This window comes from Acinetobacter sp. TAC-1 (genome assembly GCF_029025845.1).
GTDB lineage: Bacteria > Pseudomonadota > Gammaproteobacteria > Pseudomonadales > Moraxellaceae > Acinetobacter > Acinetobacter guillouiae.
The window spans coordinates 3,332,266-3,350,395 of record NZ_CP118892.1 but is presented as its reverse complement, the minus strand read 5'-3'; the positions used below and the strand labels follow the sequence as shown (position 1 = coordinate 3,350,395).

Below are 18,130 nucleotides of genomic sequence, written 5' to 3'. Positions count from 1 at the left end.
GTGAGGGGGCAACCCCTCATTTCAGGAGAAGATTGTGAAATATTTAGTCAAACGAGTTCACTTTGGCGATCGTATGTATCAAGAAGGTGAAGAGCGTGAAGCCAACCCTAGTGATGTTCAACATCTTTTAAATAAAGGTGTGTTGGCTGAATTTCTTGAAGAAAATAAAGAAACGAAGCAAGTTAAAACAAATCAACGTTTAACAAAGGCGAAACCCGCATGATTACACTTGAAAAAGCAAAGTTGCAGTGTCGTGTAGATCATGATGATGAAGATGAGCTTTTTCAAGAATGGATCTCTGAGGCAGAAGAAGAGATTGAAAAAGATCTTGATCGAAAAATTATTGTATTGGAATCTGACAGGCAAGATGAAACCGATGTTGTTGATTGTAAAAAGCTAGATAATGCTCGCTTATTATATATCCAGTATAAATATAGTCGCAGTTTGGATGAAAAGCCGCGTGCATATTGGGACACGTTGAGATCATTAAGAAACATAGGAGTTTAGTTTATGGACTTGGCTCCTACATTACTCCACCGAGTAACCATCCAACACAAAATCACGCCCACCGATGAATATAACAATGAACTTGAGCCTATCTGGTCTGATTACAAAAAGCTTTGGTCTAAAGTTGAGTTCTTATCTGTAAAAGATACTTTAACTGCCAAAGCTGCAGGATCAGAAACCAATGCACGATTAAAGATTCGCAAACGTACTGACATCACCACTGAAATGCGTGTGCTTTGGAAAGATCAGACTTTTCAAATCGTTTCACCGCCTAAACCCGACAATGAAAATGCCGAAATATATGTGACCTTTGAGCTTAAATTATTGGGGTAGATATGAATAATTCCAAAGATTATGACCAATTCACAGGCATTTCAACTGGTGGAATTGAGCTTACTGAAGAAATGTTGAAGGGTACTTGGGTGCTTAATGCTGGCGAACAGGATGTTTCTTCAAAGCCTATTGAGAATTTTAAAGAGTATTTGGAGAAATCATGTCAAACATCCAATTCGATATCCAAGGACTAGATCAACTTCAATCAAAACTCGAACGCCTCAATAATCCGCGTAAAGTAAAATCAATGGTCCGTAAAGCATTAAGGCAAGCCGCGAATATTGTTCGTGATGCAGCGCGTAATAATGCCAAGTTGATTGATGATCCAGAAACACGCGAGAAGATTTGGAAAAACATTAGTGTTCAGGCTGGAAAGACTAGAAATCCGAGTGATATTAAAATCCGAGTTGGGGTGAGAGGGGGTGCATCATTCTCGAATCCCAACCCACCTAATTTAAGTGGTGGTGATACAAGGCATTGGCGTTGGGTCGAATTTGGATCTGTAAATAATCCAGCCGTACCATTCATGCGTCCAGCTCTGGCAAACAATATCCAGCCTGTAACGGACAAGTTTGTTCAAATGTTGAATGACGAAATCGACAAAGCTTTAGCGAGTCCCACATGAACATTTTACCAATCTTCAAAACACTACAAGCGTCACCTGATGTTGTGGCGTTGGTCAGCAATCGAATTTATGAAGATATTGCGCCTGACAAAACACTATTCCCTTACATCGTTTGGTCAACAATTGGCGGTGAGCCTAGTCATAACCTTGACTGTCCACCTCAGATCGATCACTTGACCTTTCAAGTCGTTGTGTATGACACACAGGCAACACGAGCCTCAAATATTCGAAAGCAAATCAGTGCTGTTTTAGACCCACTATGTACAATCACAAACTTACATCCGAATCATATTGAGCGTTGTGCTGATACCAATATTTTCGGCCGTGGCTTTGATGCTAACTGGTGGTTTGATCGATAAATCACACAACAAAGCTTAACCAACCCTGACCTTTAATTAGATCAGGGTTTTTTAATGCCTGAAATATGGCATGCAAGCCGACTAGGGTAGCTCCCGAAGTAATGTATTTTTCATGTTCAATGCATTTGTCGGCTCTTTTCTTTTGAACATGATTTTGTAAGAGGAAAATCTTATGAACATGATGTTGAATTTAAATTTAAGAGGTATGGTCTCCAATCAAAATGGGGAAGCCAAGACAACCAGTTACGCTGTGGCTGAGGCGTTCGGTAAGCGGCATTCTGATGTACTGCGATCAATTAAAAATATGAAATGTTCGCAAAAATTTCGTGAACGCAATTTTGCGTTTACCTTAGAAAACAAACAGATAGGGAACACTAAAAGAAATACTGGTTATTATCACATGACTGAGCGTGGATTTATGTTTTTAGTTATGGGATTTAATGGTGAAAAAGCTGACGCAATTAAAGAATCCTTTATTGATGCATTTGAATGGATGGCGAATCAATTAACCCAAATATTCCAATCAAAATGGGCTCGTTACCAACAGCGTGTTGGTTATCGAGACAAGAGAAAGCAAGAGGTTAGTTGCTCAGCCCGAGATATGAATGCATGGAAGCATGAAAAGCACGCTCTAGATAGTGAGATTTTCGAACTAGAAAATGGATTTCAACCGCAATTAACAGATTATCAGGTTTGATGTATTCCATTAAACAAAACCAACGCCACCGCAAGGTGGTTTTTTATGCCTAAAGAGGAGATCTACTCATGGCGAAGAAAGGCGTTTTATCTAATGGTACCGATGTGTGGATTGTCCATGGCACAGTACCAGTATTAACAAAAATGGGTTGTATCAAAGCATTAGTACTTGGGGATGACAGTGCGACTGAAGTTGATACTACCTGTTTACAAGAAACCAGCACCAAAACTTCTGAATATGGCTTAAGTACACCGGGTGAAGGTTCAATTCAAATTGATACAGATCCTAAAAACCTATCACATATGACATTGCTTAAATTAGCAGCAGAAAAAGCCGAAGTTAAAGTTTATGTCGGATGGTCGGATGGTATTGCAGAGCCAACATTGGTGAGTGAAATTGATTTGCCTAAAACTCGCACATGGTCACACTTCACTGCAATCTTGCGTAAAGGCTCACCAGTGTTCGCTGTAGATGCAATGGTCAATCATACAATCCCTATGAAACGCCAAACAGAAGTAACTGAAGAATTTAAGGTGCAAGCATAATGGCTAAACTCACATTAAAGGCGATTCAAAAATCCATTGGTGTTGGTACTTTTGTAAAAAAACCAATTAAGTATCGTGGTGCCTCAGGGGAAGAGTTTTCAGGAGAGGTTTTTGTTAAGGTCCTTACTCATGATGAACTTGCGGTTACAGCGGATGTATGGGGTTTAAAAGACAATTCTGAGCTAACGATTGATCAATACCGTAAGGCATTGCTATATCACACCATTTATGAAGATGAAGAAACAAGACTCTTCTCCAAAGTTGAAGAAACTGGCTTAGTTTCAACTGAAGTCATTGGCACTTTGTTTGATGCGGCTGATGAAGTGGTGAATTTCACGGGAAAGCTGTGGATCTCGAATCAGGAGAAGAATTCTGGTGCGAACTTGTTATCAACGGAATCGGCGGCAGAACAATAGCTGAAGCCAAAGCTAATATTTCCCGACCTGAATTAATGACATGGAGATCCTATCGAGATAAGTATGGATCTCTTTTTTTTGGTCGTCGATTGGAACAGGAGTTTGCAAGATTATTTGTTCGTTACTTTAATTCTCATGCTTCTGAGGATGAGCGAATAGAAGATGCAAGGGAATACATGCTTCATGAAGAGATACCTCCGACAAGTTTTGAAGAGGAACGCATGAAAGCTATTAAGAAGAAATCTACTTAGGTCGGTTTCTTTTTAACCCAATAATTAGTATCTTGGTCTAAATTTATAATTTAGGGTGGGAAATATAGTGGCTAATTTAGTAATTCATGCAGGGGACTTTACTAAAGGTAAGGGCGTAATATCTGCTAACGATTTAGCTTTTTCGTTTACTGCGGCTTGGGCGCCCGGTGATGGGTTATTGGGAAAATCTAATTCATTCAATAAATATGATGTTGAAGAGGTTTCTATAGCAACTGAAGAGAACGTCAAAAGAGTTGGAGGCACTGTTGGATGGGGATTAGCAGGCGCAGCAATTCTAGGACCTGTTGGTTTATTGGCTGGGTTGTTGCTTGGTGGTAAAGGGAAAGATGTAACTTTTATCATTAAATTTAAAGATGGTAGAAAAATGCTTGCAACCACCGATAGCAAGACATTTACAAAGCTTGCTGCTATGGCATTTTGAGCTATAAAGCATATTTTTTAAATTATTAAATTAAAGAAAACCACCGAAAGGTGGTTTTTTATTGCCTGGAGAAAAGTATGGCAACTAAATTAGGATCTCTTACCCTTGATTTAATTTGTCGTACGGGCAACTTTACTCAGGGTATGCGTGACGCTTCCAATGCAGCTAATCGAGAATTAGGACGCATTGAGCAAAGTACAAACGGTGCAACTAATGCGATTAAAGGGTTAGCTGTTGCGGCATTGGGTTCGTTCTCAGTTCATCAAGTGATAGCCTACACTGATAGCTATACTAACCTCCAAAACAGATTAAAACTTGTTACTAATTCTCAGCAAGAATTAAGTACAGCTACAAAAGATACTTTTGCTATTGCTCAAGCGACAGCGCAATCTTGGGGTTCGGTTGCTCAGGTTTATCAACGTTTTGCTGAAAACTCTTCACGTCTTGGTATCACAATGCAGCAAACAGCTTCATTGACTGATACGGTTTCAAAAGCCATTTCAATTTCAGGTGCGAGCGCAGCGAGTGCAGAAGCTGCATTGATGCAGTTCGGGCAGGCTCTAGCTTCGGGTGTATTGCGTGGTGAGGAGTTTAACAGTATCGCAGAACAGGCGCCAGCACTCCTAAAGGCAATTGCAACAGGTTTAGGGGTAAACATTGGCGAACTGCGTAAAATGGCGGGTGAAGGACAATTAACAGGTGACATCGTAATTAAGGCTTTAACCAAAGCCAAAACTTCTGTAGATGATTTATTTTCCAAAACCGACTTTACAATTGCTCAATCTTTTACACAGTTGAATGATTCTGTCACTAAATTTGTTGGTGAGGCTAGTTCGGGTTCAGGGGCAGCAAAAACACTCGCATCTTCAATAAAATTGGTTGCTGACAATGTTGATACTATTGCCAATGTAGCTACTTTGGGTGGGGTGGCTTTTCTAACAAAAGCGGTTATCAGTCAAACATTAGCAATGAGAGAGTCGATAGTTGCAAGTATGCAGAGGAGAGTGGCTGATGCAGCGGCTTTAGAATCTCAAGTTCGACTCTCTATGGTTGAGGTTCAACGCGCAAAAGCAAAAGTGGGAGAATTGGCAGCAGAACAAAATCTAATTGTCGCCAAATTACGAACAAATATCGCCACCCAAGAAAGAATAGTTTTAGAGGCTAGAGCAACTCAAGTTGCAATTCAATTGGCTGTCGCGGAAAGGAATATGGCGGCCGCAACTACACAGCGAACCGTTGCGCAGAACTCATTAAACGCAAGCTCAGCAATTGGTTCTAGGATTATGAGTGTAGTTGGCGGTCCTATAGGGTTGCTAACCATTGGTGTAACCGCATTAGCTGCTGGTTATATGTATATGGAGAGCCAAGCTGCAAAGGCAAATCAGAAACTTTCTGAACAGGCAGATGTTGCGAACAAAACCAAGGAAGAATTATTAGCACTTGAAGGTGCTCAAAAGAAAGGCGCAATTGTTGATTTAAATGCTGCATTTGATTCGCAAAACAAATCCTTATACGCCCTAACATTTCAATTTAAAACATATATGCGAATGATTGAGGATGCAAATAAGGGGAATCTTGAAGTCGCTAGAATTTCAGACCTTGTTCATGCAGGAAAGATAAGCGAAATAGATGCATTAAGCCAACTTAATAAAATGAATGTTATTACTCCTGAGCAGTTTAAACAGGGGAATAGTTATGTTAGCTCTTTAGAAAACACTCGTAATGAAGCCAATAACTCAGCGAATGCTTTAAAGGTGTTTGGCATTAATGTTGAGTTGATGGGCAACAAGTCTTCCAATGCAGCATTGAAAGTTAAAGAAATCTCAAAAGAAGCAATTACGACCTCTGAAAAGGTAAAAGCGCTAGATGGTGCAATTCAGAAATTTATTAGTAATTCACTTTCTAGTTCATTGCAAAATGAAGAAAGACTGAAATTTTACAATAAAGGTCTAACCAAGGAGGCTGCTGATCTTTTGCTTAATGCGAGGGATGCTGCTGGTATCACAGGAACAAATCAGCAATTACCTATGGGCGCGTTAGTTTTGTTGGGAAGGGAACTCATCACCAACAATGAAATTAAAAAAGTAGAGGATGAGCGCACAAAATCCGAAAAAGAGCGCACCAAAGAAGCTGAAAAGAGATTTAAATATTCTCAGTCTGAGTTGCTAATGCTTCAGAAGATAGCGAATCTTTCAGCTAAAGCCGATTTAGATGGTATTGGTGCTAAATATGGCATCCCTAAAAATTATCTTGCAGGCCTTATGGCTCAAGAATCTAAGGGGGATCCTAATATTGTTAGTCCAACGGGTGCTATCGGTTATTTCCAAACAACGAGTAGTTACCGCAAAGATAATGGAATCAGTGTTGCTGACTCTAAAAATCTCCCTGTAATTGCTGATGTTGTGGCTAGAAATCTTGCTAAAGCTTACAAGGAGTTGGGTAGTTGGGAATCTGCTATTCGATCTCATAATGCAGGTGTTGGTGGCTCTAGGCAGTTTGATAAAACTGGACGGGTGGATGGTAGCTCAGAACGCAATAAAGAAGTTACTAACTTTGCATCATCAGTCAATAAATGGATTGTGGGTCTTGGAGGTAGTGAGCTAAAGGCTAAAGGCACTTCCGATACTATGGGGGACCTTAAAGACTACCTTGATTTTGTGAAACAACAGGCAGAATCTAGAAAGTCACTTGAGCTTAATGTTGCAAATGAAGTCACCAAGATTCGTGAATCTTTGAAAGACAAGTTGATTGAAATAGATAAGGCTGGCTTTACACCAGAACGTACTGCGGAAATCAAAGCTGAGTATCAAGCAAGAGCAGACAACGAGATTGCGATTGCTGAATATACGCTAAAATCTAAACTTGAAGAATATTCATCTTTTATGAAAACAGATGAACAATTACTGAAAGATAGTTTTGATCAAAAGAAGTTTTATGCATCTAGAGATATTGAATTATCAAAGGAACAGCGCACCCAAGCTGTTGCATTAATTGATAAGCAATATAATTATGAACTTGCAAAATCAAAACTTGTTAGAGAACAGCAATTACTTCAATCCAAAGAATTCTATATGTCTGAGTTGCAGATGGCTCAAGCAAAATATGATATCGAAAGGAGGCTTTTAGATCAGAGCAACGAGGACCCAAAAGAGAAATCATTTAAAACGCAAATGCTCGCTCTTCAACATCAAGCTGATTTAAGTAGACGTTTAAGAGATGCCTCAACAGGTTGGGAATCTGTACAAGCCCAAATGAATGGATCTACAGGGCGATACCAGGTTAGCCAAGATAGACTGAGTCGAATGGGGGTTTCACAGAATTTACTTGAAACACAGAGTGCTGATGTTGAAAGACAGGAGCAAGAGCCAGGCGCTGATTTACAAAAATTAGCTGAGGTTCGTGAACAAATTTGGGCTGCGCATAATAAACGTATGATTGATATTGAAAATCAGTATCAAACGGATTCATTGAATTTACAACTAACTCAAGCTCAGCAATTGACCGGTTCATTTGCAAATATGTTTAAAGGTATTCTTGGTGAAAGCTCAGGTGCTTATAAAACAATGTTTGCAATGCAACAGGGCTTTGCGCTTACTCAAGCGGGTATGAATTTATGGTCATCTGTTTCTGATGCATATGCTAAAGAACCAGGTACTGTATGGCAGAAAGTTGCCGCAGGTGCTAAGGCTGCTTTAGATCAGGGCACTTTCTTAGCAATGATCCAAGCTATTACACCTCAAGGTTTTGCAACTGGCGGTCACATCACAGGCAAAGGCACTGGAACGAGTGATGATATTCCAATCATGGCATCCAATGGCGAGTTTATGATGAAGGCTTCAGCTGTGTCTAAACTTGGTTTATCCGCTTTAAATTACATGAATCTTACTGGTGAGATTCCAGATCATAGTAAATATATGTCTATGAAGTCCCCACCTACTAAGTCAGATTTAAGTATCCAAAAATTTAAAGATGGTGGTGTGATCGGGGTACCTCAACTTAATTATACTGATGTTGATAGTAGACGATTCAATTCTATTCCGAAGAATTCATCTCAGGGTGAAGGCGGTGGAGATATTAAGATTGAAGTAAACGTCACCGACTCAGGCATAAATACTTCAGGCGGTAATACTCAAAACCAAAAGCAACTTGGTGATGCGATTGGTAATGCTGTACGAGCTGTGATTATTCGAGAGAAGCGTCAAGGGGGATTATTATCTAAATGAGCAACCGTAAATTCACCCATTGCCAAAACTTTGAAGGCAATTCTCAATCCAATACATTTAAAGTCTTAACCAGTAAATTTGGTGATGGTTATGAGCAAAATGTCTCAGTAGGGATTAACAATAAATCAGGTGTCTGGCAATTCTCTAAAAATGGTAAAGAGGCTTTAATTCGAGAGATTAAGGCCTTTTTTGATGATCATAAGGGTGCAGATTCGTTCCTTTGGGATTCGCCTTTAGATGGTGAAGTACGTGTCAAAGCTGGTGAATATCAATTGGTATCATTAGGCGCTGGCATGTGGCAAATCTCCACCACTTTCACCCAAGTCTTTTACCCTTAAATTCAACAAAAATTAGCCGCCGAAAGGCGGTTTTTTATTGCGAGAAAAATATGACTTATCAATACATTAATTTAGGAACCGCGCCAAGTGGTGCTGGTGGTGATACGTTTCGTTCGACAGGCACCAAACTAAATGAAAACTTCACCAATAGTACCCATGCTGCAAGTCGCTATGTAGGTGAAGAAAGTGGAAATTTACTTCAAACTGGGGCATTTGGCTTAGGTGCTTTTCAATCTGAGATTTCAAATCCATTTAAAAATTTACCAACTGCTGAGTTACGTAAAACAAGATTTATTAGTTTTAAGGATGTGCCTGATGTGTCTTCGGGTTCAGGATCTGCAATATCGTTACCAACTTTAAGTGCTTATACAAATAATTATTTGATTGGTACTAATAATGGAGATTTATATCACGGAGTTTCTACTTCTGTTCAGGTAGATCCTTCGGTCCGTGGAGTGCGGTATGGCAAAATTTTATCAGGAAATAATACAACAATAGATTCAAACGGTTTTGTTAAAGCTGCATCTCCAATTGTTCAATTATTTGCTGATAAGATTTCAGCGAATGATGAAGCAATAGAGCAAAATCCTATTTTTGAAAAAGTGGATATTGGTCATTACCTGATTAAAAATACACTAGGCTTTGCTAAAGAAGGTTGGTGGATTGAAGTACCAACTGATACCAATGGCAATCGTATTTGTGCAGTTGAATATCAGACATTAGAAAATGGTGATCTTGAAATTAAATCCTTTAAGAAAAAGCTCAATGAAGAAGGAGATATTGTAGCGAATTTGGATGCACCAATGGATATTCCAAATAATGCCAATGGTGAACCACGCTGGATTGATGTTCGACTTCATTCAAATGCTAAGCCTGTTGTCATAAAAGTACAAAGGACTGAAAAACAGCCTCGAATGGTTCAACAAGTAAAGTATGCACCGCAACTGACTTACATTACCAAGTATGAAGACTTATTTGATGATGATGGTAACACCGTCATCGTGGAAGGCCAGAAATATCAAAAGTCTGTTACCCATATTCAAACTGATAAAAATGGTACTCCAATCTTGAGCAATCAACCTGTTATCAATGATAAAGGCGAGCCAGTATTCGAATGGGTGCAAGCTGTAGACAGTGAAGGTCAGCCGATCTTTGATAATGTACCTGTGCTCAATGAGGATGGGAACCAAAGCTATGACGAGGTGACTTATGAGCCTCAACAGTGATTATCAGAAACTCTATGTTGATGGGTTAATTACATTATTTGAATTAGATGCCAGCGCTTTAGGAGCTGGCATTTTGCGATTTCATGGGCATATCGCTTTTCAAGATTGGGAAAAGATTTACTCATCAATTGGATCAGATGGTCTGATTGGATCTGATAGTGATTTGATTGGTAAAGTTTTTGATGTAGGTACTGATAAAGTTTGGCAGCGCAATATCATTTGGCAAGGCAAGACATTTTCAGCAATGGCAATTCAAGCTGATGGCATGGAAATGAATTCCACAGGTCGCGCATCAAGTCCAACATTATCAATGGCCAATAATATTGATGGATTACAAAATGCGGTATCGGCTTATTGTTTACAGTTCAATGATTTTGCAGGTGCAAGACTTACCGTAATTTCCACATTGGCTAAATATATTGATGCTGAAAATTTCAGCCAAGGCAATCCAACTGCCTCGAATGAAGCTGAAAATCAGCTTTGGTTTATCGAACAAAAAACCTCAGAAAACATGGAGCAAGTGACTTTTGAATTGTCGAATCCAATTGACTTTGAAGGTCAGCGTATTCCAATACGGCAAGTCAGTAGCCAATGCCATTGGTGCATGATGGGTGATTATCGTGGTGAAGAATGTGGTTATACAGGTGCAGCCATGTTCACTGAGAAAAACGAACCTACAGATAATCCAGCCCTGGATAAATGTGGTGGGCGTTTAAGTTCCTGCAAAGTCCGAAAAAATGAAGGCAGTTTTGGCGGTCAACCAGCAGCCAACATGATTGGGTGATTTATGAAGCTATCAGCAAAGCTCAAAAAAGCAATTCATTTACATGCTGCCGAAATGTTCCCAGGTGAATGTTGTGGTGTGATTGTGAATAAGGAATATATTCGATGTCAGAATATCTCTAATTTTCAGGACCAGTTTGAAATTGATCCTGTAGATCTAGCACACGCTGAAGATGTAGGTGAAATCCAGGCTTATGTTCATTCTCATCCAAATGCTTCAGCAAAAGCATCTGAACTGGATTTAATTCAAATCGAATTGCATAAAAAACCTTGGGTCATATGTGCTTATCCTGATATTGAGTTTCAGGTCTATGAGCCGTGCGGCTATCAGGCTCCATTGATAGGACGTAATTATCAGCATGGTTGGCAAGATTGTTATTCCTTGGTTCGTGATTTCTATCAGCGTGAATACAACACTGTATTGCCTGATTTTGAACGGATGGATCGTTGGTGGGAATCTGCTGAAAATGCTTCTTTGTATTTAGATAACTTCAGTAAAGCAGGTTTTAGTGAAGTGAAAGATCTGCAATATGGCGATGTCATGTTATGTCGAGTTGGACGCACTGAGCATGTTAATCATGCGGTGATTTGGCTTGGTGATAATGGTGCATTGAAATCAGAACAAACGGAGCCTTGTGTGGGATCTTCGCTGATTTTACATCATCCGTATAACCGTAAATCAGTACGTGAAGTGTTTGGCCAACAATGGCAAGAACGGGTTGCCATCACTGTGAGGCATCGAGATGTTAAAAACAATTAAATTATACGGTGTACTTGGTCAAAAGTTTGGTCATCAATTTAAGCTTGATGTTGCGAGTCCACGTGAAGCGATTCGTGCTTTATCCGCTCAGATGGATGGATTTGAAAATTACTTGCTGAGTGCACATGAACGTGGTTTGGCTTTTGCCATTTTTACAGATAGTAAATCTAAACAGCGCGGCAAGAAAAAAGCAGCATGTTTTGATACTTTAACGGGCAGAACTATTACAGGCAACAATATTTGTGTGTCTGAAATAGATATGCTCACAGATACAACGGAAATCAAGATTGTGCCACGGGTTCTGGGCGCAGGTGGTGATAACGGAGTATTGCAGCTGGTTCTTGGTGTTGTATTGATTGTTGCTGGCTTCTGGACAGGTGGGGCAACTTCAAACATGGGGGTTGCTTTGATCGGTGCTGGTGCAGGCATGGTGATGGGTGGTATCGCACAAATGCTCGTACCTAAAGTTGATCCGAATACTAATCAAAACCAAGACGGCAATCGTGCCAATTTTGGTTTTGGTGGAGCTGTAACCACCATTGCCCAGGGTAATCCTGTTCCTGTATTACGTGGTAAACGAGAGATTGGCGGATTCATCGTATCAGCAGGCCAATATCCTGAAGATATGACGTAGATAAGGTTGAGTCCTGGCGCATAAAGCGCCTTTTTTTATGCTTGAGGAATTTATGAATACACCAATTAAGGGCGCAAAAGCTGGGGCACAACAGCCACGTCAGCCAGTGATTGATCTTGACTCAGCACAATCTAAAACTTTTATAAAAATTCTTTATGGTTTGTCTGAGGGTCCAATTAAAGGTTTAGCCAATGGGTATAAATCCATATTTTTAGATGATACCCCTTTGCAAGATTTTAAAGGCAACTGGAATTTTGAAAATGTCAGTGTAGATATTCGTGAGGGTACAAACGATCAAACCTATATTGAGGGATTTCCAGACATTTCATCTGAAACAGCGATTGGGGTTGAATTAAAGTCTGAAACACCATGGGTCAAAGCATTTAATAATACAGAACTTGATGCGGTTCGTTTGCGCTTACGTTGGGGACCATTACGTCAACAGAATGAGAGTAACGGTGATTTGAATGGATATACCATCCGTTATGCAGTTGATGTGCAAACCGATGGGGGGACTTGGTCTGAAGTCTTAAATACTCAAATTTCCGATAAAACCTCAGCGAACTATGAACGTTCTCATCGCATTGATTTACCAAAGGCTGATTCAGGTTGGCAAGTACGAATTCGTCGTTTGACACCGAATACCAGTTCAGAATTTATCAGCGATAAAATGTATGTGCAGGCAGTCACAGAGGTTATTGACGCAAAACTACGCTATCCAAATACAGCATTGCTTGGGCTTCGTTATGATGCTCAAACATTTTCAAATGTCGCAAAAATGGCAGTTGAATGCGAAGGTGTGGAAATTCGTTTACCAAGCAACTATAACCCTGAAACGCGTATCTACACTGGGCTGTGGGATGGTAGCTTTAAACGAGCATATAGCAACAATCCAGCATGGCATTTTTATGATGCTTGTATTGCAAAGCGCTATGCTTTGGGTAATCGCATCAATTCATCCATGATTGATAAATGGTCCATTTATCGTTTAGGCCAGTATTGTGATCAGCTTGTGCCAGATGGTAAAGGGGGGCAAGAACCACGATTTACTCTAAATGTTTATGAGCAATCTCAGGATGATGCTTGGTCTGTATTGTCCAAAATGGCAGGGGCTTTCAGAGCCTATATTTACTGGGATGGTCAAGCGATTGTCTGTGATGCCGATATTCCACAAGACACGCTATACACTTTCACCAGTGCGAACGTGATTGATGGGCGGTTTGAATATTCAGGCACACGTGCACGTGACCGACACACCATTGCCAAAGTGGCTTATGACAATCCAGAAAATCGTTATAAAACTGAATATGAAATTGTGCGTGATGAGGCAGCCATTGCAAAGTATGGCATTCGCATCTTAGATATTTCTGCCTATGGTTGTACTTCAGTGGGTCAGGCACAACGTGCTGGGAATTGGGCATTAAAAACCGAACAGTTTGAAACTCGAACTGTGACTTTTAAAGTCGGTCTAGATGGTTTTATTCCCCGACCAGGCAAAGTGATTGAAATTGCCGATCCAATCTTTGCTGGTCGTGCCAATGGTGGACGTATTTCTTCAGTGAGTGCTGATTTAAAAAGCATTACTGTTGATCGTGATGATGTTGTATGTCGCGCTGGTGATCGCTTAGTGGTGAATGGAGAGGATGGCAAAGCACAGGCGCGAATTGTTCAGTCAAAAAATGGCAGAGTAATTACCGTTGTCGCTGCATTCGATTCTGTTGCAGCGCAGAACGTATGGGTTGTGGATGCTCAAGACTTGGCGACAATGAAGTTTAGAGTGGTATCAATCAGCCGTGATGATACACATCAATTCACAATTACTGGCTTGCAATACAATCCAGCAAAGTTTGATGCGATTGATCAAGGCACATTTATTGATGATCGTCCAATTACAATCATTAATCCAAATATTCAGTCACCTGTAGAATCTGTATCAGTTTCTACAGATGACATGGTGCAACAAGGATTAACGGTTGCCACGATGTTAATCTCTTGGCCACAAGCAACCAGTGCTGTGAAGTACTTGGTAGAGTGGCGCAAAGATGATGGCTCTTGGATCAAGATGCCGACAACGGGTAACAACTCTGTTGAAGTTCAAGGGATTTATTCAGGAAATTACCAGGCAAAAGTCACAGCGATTAATGCGTTTGAAGTGGCTTCTTTATCTACTTATTCAATTTTAACTGAGTTAAAAGGTAAACAAGGTACACCGCCTGCCTTGGCTTTTATTAATGCAATGGGAATCTTATTTGGTATCAAACTTGAATGGGGCTTTCCTGCGGTTGGTGCACTGGATACAGCTTATACAGAGATTCAAGTTTCACCCGATGGTGTAAGTAATATTGCTCAATTGGGATTATTTGCTTATCCGACTAGTACGCATACATTGCAAGGATTACAGCCTAATCTAAAACAATATTATCGTGCCCGTTTGATTGATCGAATTGGAAATATTGGTCCTTGGTCAAGCTGGACTAATGCAACAACTTCAGCGGATGCATCGGATATCTTGGAAATCTTGGAAAGTAAGATTACCGAGTCCCAACTGCATCAGGATCTGCAAACCAAGATTGATCATATTGAGGCCATTGACGCTGAAATAGGACCAATTAAGCAGGACATTCAGAATACAAAGGATCAGATCAGCCAAGAAATTATTGATCGTCAGTATGCGATTCAACAAGCGAAAGATGGTTTATCTCAGCAAATTATTGATGGTGATGATGCAGTACTTCGGGTTGTTGATACGGTTAAGAAATCAAGTGAGGATGGAATAGCAGCTGCGCAATCTGATATTAAGATTGTTGCTGATAATCTGAAATTAACTGCTGAAAAAACGGATGGTGTTTATGCGCAATTGAATCCTCCTTTGATTGGTTCATCATCTGATCTGATCGGTAATGATCAAGGTTTCGCGGGAACCTGGTCGCTTCAATCCGCAATGATTGAAGGTGATCTAGTTTTAAGTAAGCGCATTGATACAACTGTTGCCCAAGTTAATGATGTTCAAGCCTTTGCACAGCAAGAAGTTCAAGCGCGTATAGAGGGAGATAAGGCCACAGTTCAAAAGATTGATACTTACATTGTTGAGAATGATCAAGCTTTAGCAACTGTGCGAAATTCAGCACAAATTGCAGTTGAGAAATCAAATTCAAATGCGGTGTTAATTGATGCTTTAAATTTAGAAATTAAAGACAAAGCAAGTACAGGTGCTTTAAATCAGGTCAAGTCGGATTTATCTGCTGTTGATAATCGCGTCGTTGCAAATACAACCATGCTGAATGGCGTGTATGCACAGATCAATCCGCCATTGATTGGTTCAGAGTCTGATTTTATTGGTAATTCTGGTGGGTATGCTGGCGTATGGTCTGAACAATCAGCAAGAATCGAAGCTGATATGGCGCAAGCCAGTCGAATAGATACTGTACAGACTGAATTGAATGGTAATAAAGCAGCCGTTCAAGAAGTCACTCAATCTGTTAATGGCCTTTACGCGCAGAAATTTATCAAGTTGGATGTAAATGGAAAAATTGCAGGGTGGGGTGGTGCAAATAATGGTGTTGAATCTCAATTTATTTTAAATTTTGATTCATTTGCTATTGGAAGTGGAAGTAATGGGACAGTTTCTTATCCGTTTATTTTCCGAACCACACCATTTACTGATCCGGTCACAGGTACTGTATTTCCTGTTGCTGCATACTTGAAATCAGTGTTTATGGATTATCAATCAGTAAAAACATCACATATTGATAAGCTTGCTGTAAAGACTGGCCAAATTGATGATTTAGCTGTTACGAGAGGTAAAATTGATAATTTAGCTGTAGGCAATGGTCAGATTGATAATTTGGCTGTAGATACGCTAAAAATCAAAGACAATGCTGTGACAGTACCTGTTTCTGCATTTGCTGAAGCGATTCTGACCATTGGTACGACTTATACCACTGTTCAAACTTTGGCTGTACCAGCAGATATGGGGCATACGATTTTAACTTTTGGGTCTGTATTTAGCTTTGTAGGTTATACCTCTAGCCAGCGCTTACTGTGTCGTGTACTGAAGAATGGATCTGTTGTCTTTGAAGATTTGGAGGTGCATTTTATTGATTATGCTTCTGTGGGTACAACGACTCAAAACAGCGGACAACACAACCATGGAATAACAGTCAATGTTAGTGGCTCAATGACCGATTCAGGAAGCCATTCGCATTCATTCAATGGCAATACTCAAAACTCAACAGCTGGAACGATTTCGGGTTCATCACATAACCATAGTTACAACGGATCGACCAACACAACTGGTTCACATAGCCATAATTTAAGTTTGTCTGGAAGTGCATCAATGGGTCTAGACGGGATTCATAATCACAATGTTGAGATTAGAGGAAGTGCTCGAAGTGCAGGAACCTTAAATATTTCAAGACATGATTCAACATTGATTGCGGGAACGTTTGAGCTTCAATTGCGCTCAGATTCAGGCGGTAATGTGAACGTGTCACAACGCTACATCCATGCAATGACGATGAGGAAATAATGGCATATTTTGCAGTTTATTGTATTGAAACAGGTGTCGTTCTAAATGTTGTTGAATGCCCTGAATTTTTAAAGCAAAGAATACATCTTGATCCAGGTCAAGATGTTTTACAAATAGAGGACCAGATAGAGCAACAGCGTTATCTTGTCAAAAATCAGCAGCTGGTTGAAAACCAATATTATTTGAATTGAAAGCACCTACATAGGTGCTTTTTTATTTTCTGGAGAAATAGGTCATGGCAGAACCAGCAACATCAAGCACAGCATCATTCGGTTTAGCAACAAATTTAGCAGGGGGATCAATGGTTATATATGGGGGATTATCTACTACCGAATGGATGGCTGTTGTAGGAGGGATTTGTGCTGTAGTGGGTTTAATTATTCAGCTTTGGTCAGCATATCGCAAAGACCAGCGGGATCAGCAATTACACAATAAACGCATGCATGGGAAAGATTATGAACAAGACTAAATACCTAGTAATAGGTTTAGCAGCTTCGGCTGCTTTTTTTACGTCATTAATAAAGTATGAGGGCTATGAGCCAAAACCATATTTAGATAGTGCAAAAGTGGCAACGATTGGAATCGGGTCCACATCTTATGAAAATGGTACAAAAGTCAAAATGACTGACAAACCAATTTCTAAAGAGCGCGCGGTTCAAATTGCCAAAGCTCATATCGCTAAAGATGAAGTAGCATTTCGTAAGTCTTTACAAGGCGTGAAGCTTACTCAGACTGAGTATGACGTTTATCTCGACTTCGTTTACAACTATGGCCAAGCAAATTGGAATGGCTCATCAATGCTCCGTAATTTGAAAGCGGGGCAGTATAAGCAAGCTTGTACATCACTTTTAAAATACAAGTACGTTGCAAAGCGTGATTGCTCAGTGCGTTCAAATGGCTGCTATGGTGTTTGGACTCGGCAATTAGATCGATATAACAAGTGTATAGGGGTGCAATGATGCAAGCATTTTTAGCGAAATTCTATGAAACCGTCATTATCGCAATGGCGGTTTTTTTATTGTTGGCCATAACAGCTTTAGGCATTCAATCATGGCGAGTAAATCATTTTAAAAATGAATACACATTATTGAATGCAAAATACAAAACAGAAGTTGCAGAAGCTAAAGCATTGGCAGAACAAGCCAAAGCCTCAGCAGCACTTAAAGAAAAACAATGGTCAGAACAACAGTTAAAAGCGGAGCAAAACTATAATGCCAAAATTAAGCAAATTAAGTCTGATGCTGATCTTGCTCAGTCCAATGCTAACAGCTTGTCAAAGCAGCTCAAAGTTGCAAGCAGTCGCTTGTCCAGCGCTTCCAAAGAAACCATCATTAAGTACACCGTTGCCAACAGTGACATACTCGAAAACTGCATTACTGAATATCGAACAGTGGCAGAAAAAGCTGATGGACACGCAGCTGATGCAGAAAGATTGAGGGAGGCGTGGCCCTCTAAATGAGGGC

At 40.1% G+C, this 18,130-nt stretch carries 22 protein-coding genes; all 22 read left to right on the top strand.

Annotated features, from left to right (window positions below; all coding sequences use genetic code 11):
• The first annotated feature begins 34 nt into the window (after positions 1-34).
• The 22 genes from PYV58_RS15515 to PYV58_RS15410 all read left to right on the top strand — a co-directional run bounded on the left by PYV58_RS15515 (position 35) and on the right by PYV58_RS15410 (position 18,126).
• Positions 35-223, top strand: a complete 189-nt coding sequence (locus PYV58_RS15515) for a hypothetical protein (protein ID WP_034616687.1) — start codon at positions 35-37, stop codon at positions 221-223.
• The gene (locus PYV58_RS15510) at positions 220-507 is read left to right on the top strand and encodes a head-tail connector protein (RefSeq protein WP_034616691.1); all 288 of its coding nucleotides are present in this window, start codon (positions 220-222) and stop codon (positions 505-507) included. The genes PYV58_RS15515 and PYV58_RS15510 overlap by 4 nt, the downstream gene beginning before the upstream one ends.
• A 3-nt stretch (positions 508-510) precedes the next feature.
• A complete protein-coding gene (locus tag PYV58_RS15505) occupies positions 511-840 on the top strand; it encodes a phage head closure protein (protein WP_034616695.1) in 330 nt (109 codons plus the stop codon).
• A gap of 2 nt (positions 841-842) precedes the next feature.
• Positions 843-1,034 (top strand): hypothetical protein, encoded by a 192-nt coding sequence (locus PYV58_RS15500; protein WP_034616699.1) that lies wholly within the window; start codon positions 843-845, stop codon positions 1,032-1,034.
• Positions 1,001-1,465: an HK97-gp10 family putative phage morphogenesis protein gene (locus PYV58_RS15495; protein ID WP_034616702.1), complete on the top strand. Its 465-nt coding sequence runs from the start codon at positions 1,001-1,003 to the stop codon at positions 1,463-1,465. The genes PYV58_RS15500 and PYV58_RS15495 overlap by 34 nt, the downstream gene beginning before the upstream one ends.
• Positions 1,462-1,824, top strand: a complete 363-nt coding sequence (locus PYV58_RS15490; protein WP_034616704.1) for a DUF3168 domain-containing protein — start codon at positions 1,462-1,464, stop codon at positions 1,822-1,824. Before PYV58_RS15495 ends, PYV58_RS15490 begins: the two co-directional genes overlap by 4 nt.
• A 172-nt stretch (positions 1,825-1,996) precedes the next feature.
• Positions 1,997-2,521, top strand: coding sequence for a Rha family transcriptional regulator (locus PYV58_RS15485; RefSeq protein ID WP_034616706.1), 525 nt, complete (start codon positions 1,997-1,999; stop codon positions 2,519-2,521).
• 68 nt (positions 2,522-2,589) lie between these two features.
• Positions 2,590-3,066, top strand: coding sequence for a phage tail tube protein (locus PYV58_RS15480; RefSeq protein ID WP_034616709.1), 477 nt, complete (start codon positions 2,590-2,592; stop codon positions 3,064-3,066).
• Positions 3,066-3,482 carry a hypothetical protein gene (locus PYV58_RS15475; RefSeq protein WP_034616712.1) on the top strand — a complete coding sequence of 139 codons (417 nt, stop codon included), beginning with the start codon at positions 3,066-3,068 and terminating at the stop codon, positions 3,480-3,482. Before PYV58_RS15480 ends, PYV58_RS15475 begins: the two co-directional genes overlap by 1 nt.
• A complete protein-coding gene (locus PYV58_RS15470) occupies positions 3,413-3,733 on the top strand; it encodes a hypothetical protein (protein ID WP_275059834.1) in 321 nt (106 codons plus the stop codon). Before PYV58_RS15475 ends, PYV58_RS15470 begins: the two co-directional genes overlap by 70 nt.
• Before the next feature lie 67 nt (positions 3,734-3,800).
• Positions 3,801-4,175 carry a hypothetical protein gene (locus PYV58_RS15465; protein ID WP_034616716.1) on the top strand — a complete coding sequence of 125 codons (375 nt, stop codon included), beginning with the start codon at positions 3,801-3,803 and terminating at the stop codon, positions 4,173-4,175.
• A gap of 77 nt (positions 4,176-4,252) precedes the next feature.
• The gene (locus PYV58_RS15460) at positions 4,253-8,398 is read left to right on the top strand and encodes a tape measure protein (RefSeq protein WP_275059570.1); all 4,146 of its coding nucleotides are present in this window, start codon (positions 4,253-4,255) and stop codon (positions 8,396-8,398) included.
• Positions 8,395-8,736 (top strand): phage tail protein, encoded by a 342-nt coding sequence (locus PYV58_RS15455; protein WP_275059569.1) that lies wholly within the window; start codon positions 8,395-8,397, stop codon positions 8,734-8,736. The genes PYV58_RS15460 and PYV58_RS15455 overlap by 4 nt, the downstream gene beginning before the upstream one ends.
• 50 nt (positions 8,737-8,786) lie before the next feature.
• Positions 8,787-9,962, top strand: coding sequence for a hypothetical protein (locus tag PYV58_RS15450; protein WP_275059568.1), 1,176 nt, complete (start codon positions 8,787-8,789; stop codon positions 9,960-9,962).
• Positions 9,946-10,746, top strand: a complete 801-nt coding sequence (locus PYV58_RS15445) for a phage minor tail protein L (RefSeq protein ID WP_275059567.1) — start codon at positions 9,946-9,948, stop codon at positions 10,744-10,746. The genes PYV58_RS15450 and PYV58_RS15445 overlap by 17 nt, the downstream gene beginning before the upstream one ends.
• Positions 10,747-10,749: 3 nt before the next feature.
• Complete coding sequence (locus PYV58_RS15440) at positions 10,750-11,505, top strand: Mov34/MPN/PAD-1 family protein (RefSeq protein ID WP_275059566.1); 756 nt, start codon at positions 10,750-10,752, stop codon at positions 11,503-11,505.
• Positions 11,489-12,139 (top strand): tail assembly protein, encoded by a 651-nt coding sequence (locus tag PYV58_RS15435; protein WP_275059565.1) that lies wholly within the window; start codon positions 11,489-11,491, stop codon positions 12,137-12,139. Before PYV58_RS15440 ends, PYV58_RS15435 begins: the two co-directional genes overlap by 17 nt.
• Before the next feature lie 52 nt (positions 12,140-12,191).
• Positions 12,192-16,667, top strand: a complete 4,476-nt coding sequence (locus PYV58_RS15430; RefSeq protein ID WP_275059564.1) for a phage tail protein — start codon at positions 12,192-12,194, stop codon at positions 16,665-16,667.
• A complete protein-coding gene (locus tag PYV58_RS15425; RefSeq protein WP_034618354.1) occupies positions 16,667-16,858 on the top strand; it encodes a hypothetical protein in 192 nt (63 codons plus the stop codon). The genes PYV58_RS15430 and PYV58_RS15425 overlap by 1 nt, the downstream gene beginning before the upstream one ends.
• Before the next feature lie 44 nt (positions 16,859-16,902).
• Entirely contained in the window at positions 16,903-17,136 is a 234-nt protein-coding gene (locus PYV58_RS15420) for a hypothetical protein (protein WP_034618350.1), read from the top strand.
• A complete protein-coding gene (locus PYV58_RS15415) occupies positions 17,120-17,626 on the top strand; it encodes a lysozyme (protein ID WP_034618355.1) in 507 nt (168 codons plus the stop codon). The genes PYV58_RS15420 and PYV58_RS15415 overlap by 17 nt, the downstream gene beginning before the upstream one ends.
• The gene (locus tag PYV58_RS15410; protein ID WP_034618351.1) at positions 17,623-18,126 is read left to right on the top strand and encodes a hypothetical protein; all 504 of its coding nucleotides are present in this window, start codon (positions 17,623-17,625) and stop codon (positions 18,124-18,126) included. Before PYV58_RS15415 ends, PYV58_RS15410 begins: the two co-directional genes overlap by 4 nt.
• Positions 18,127-18,130: the final 4 nt, after the last annotated feature.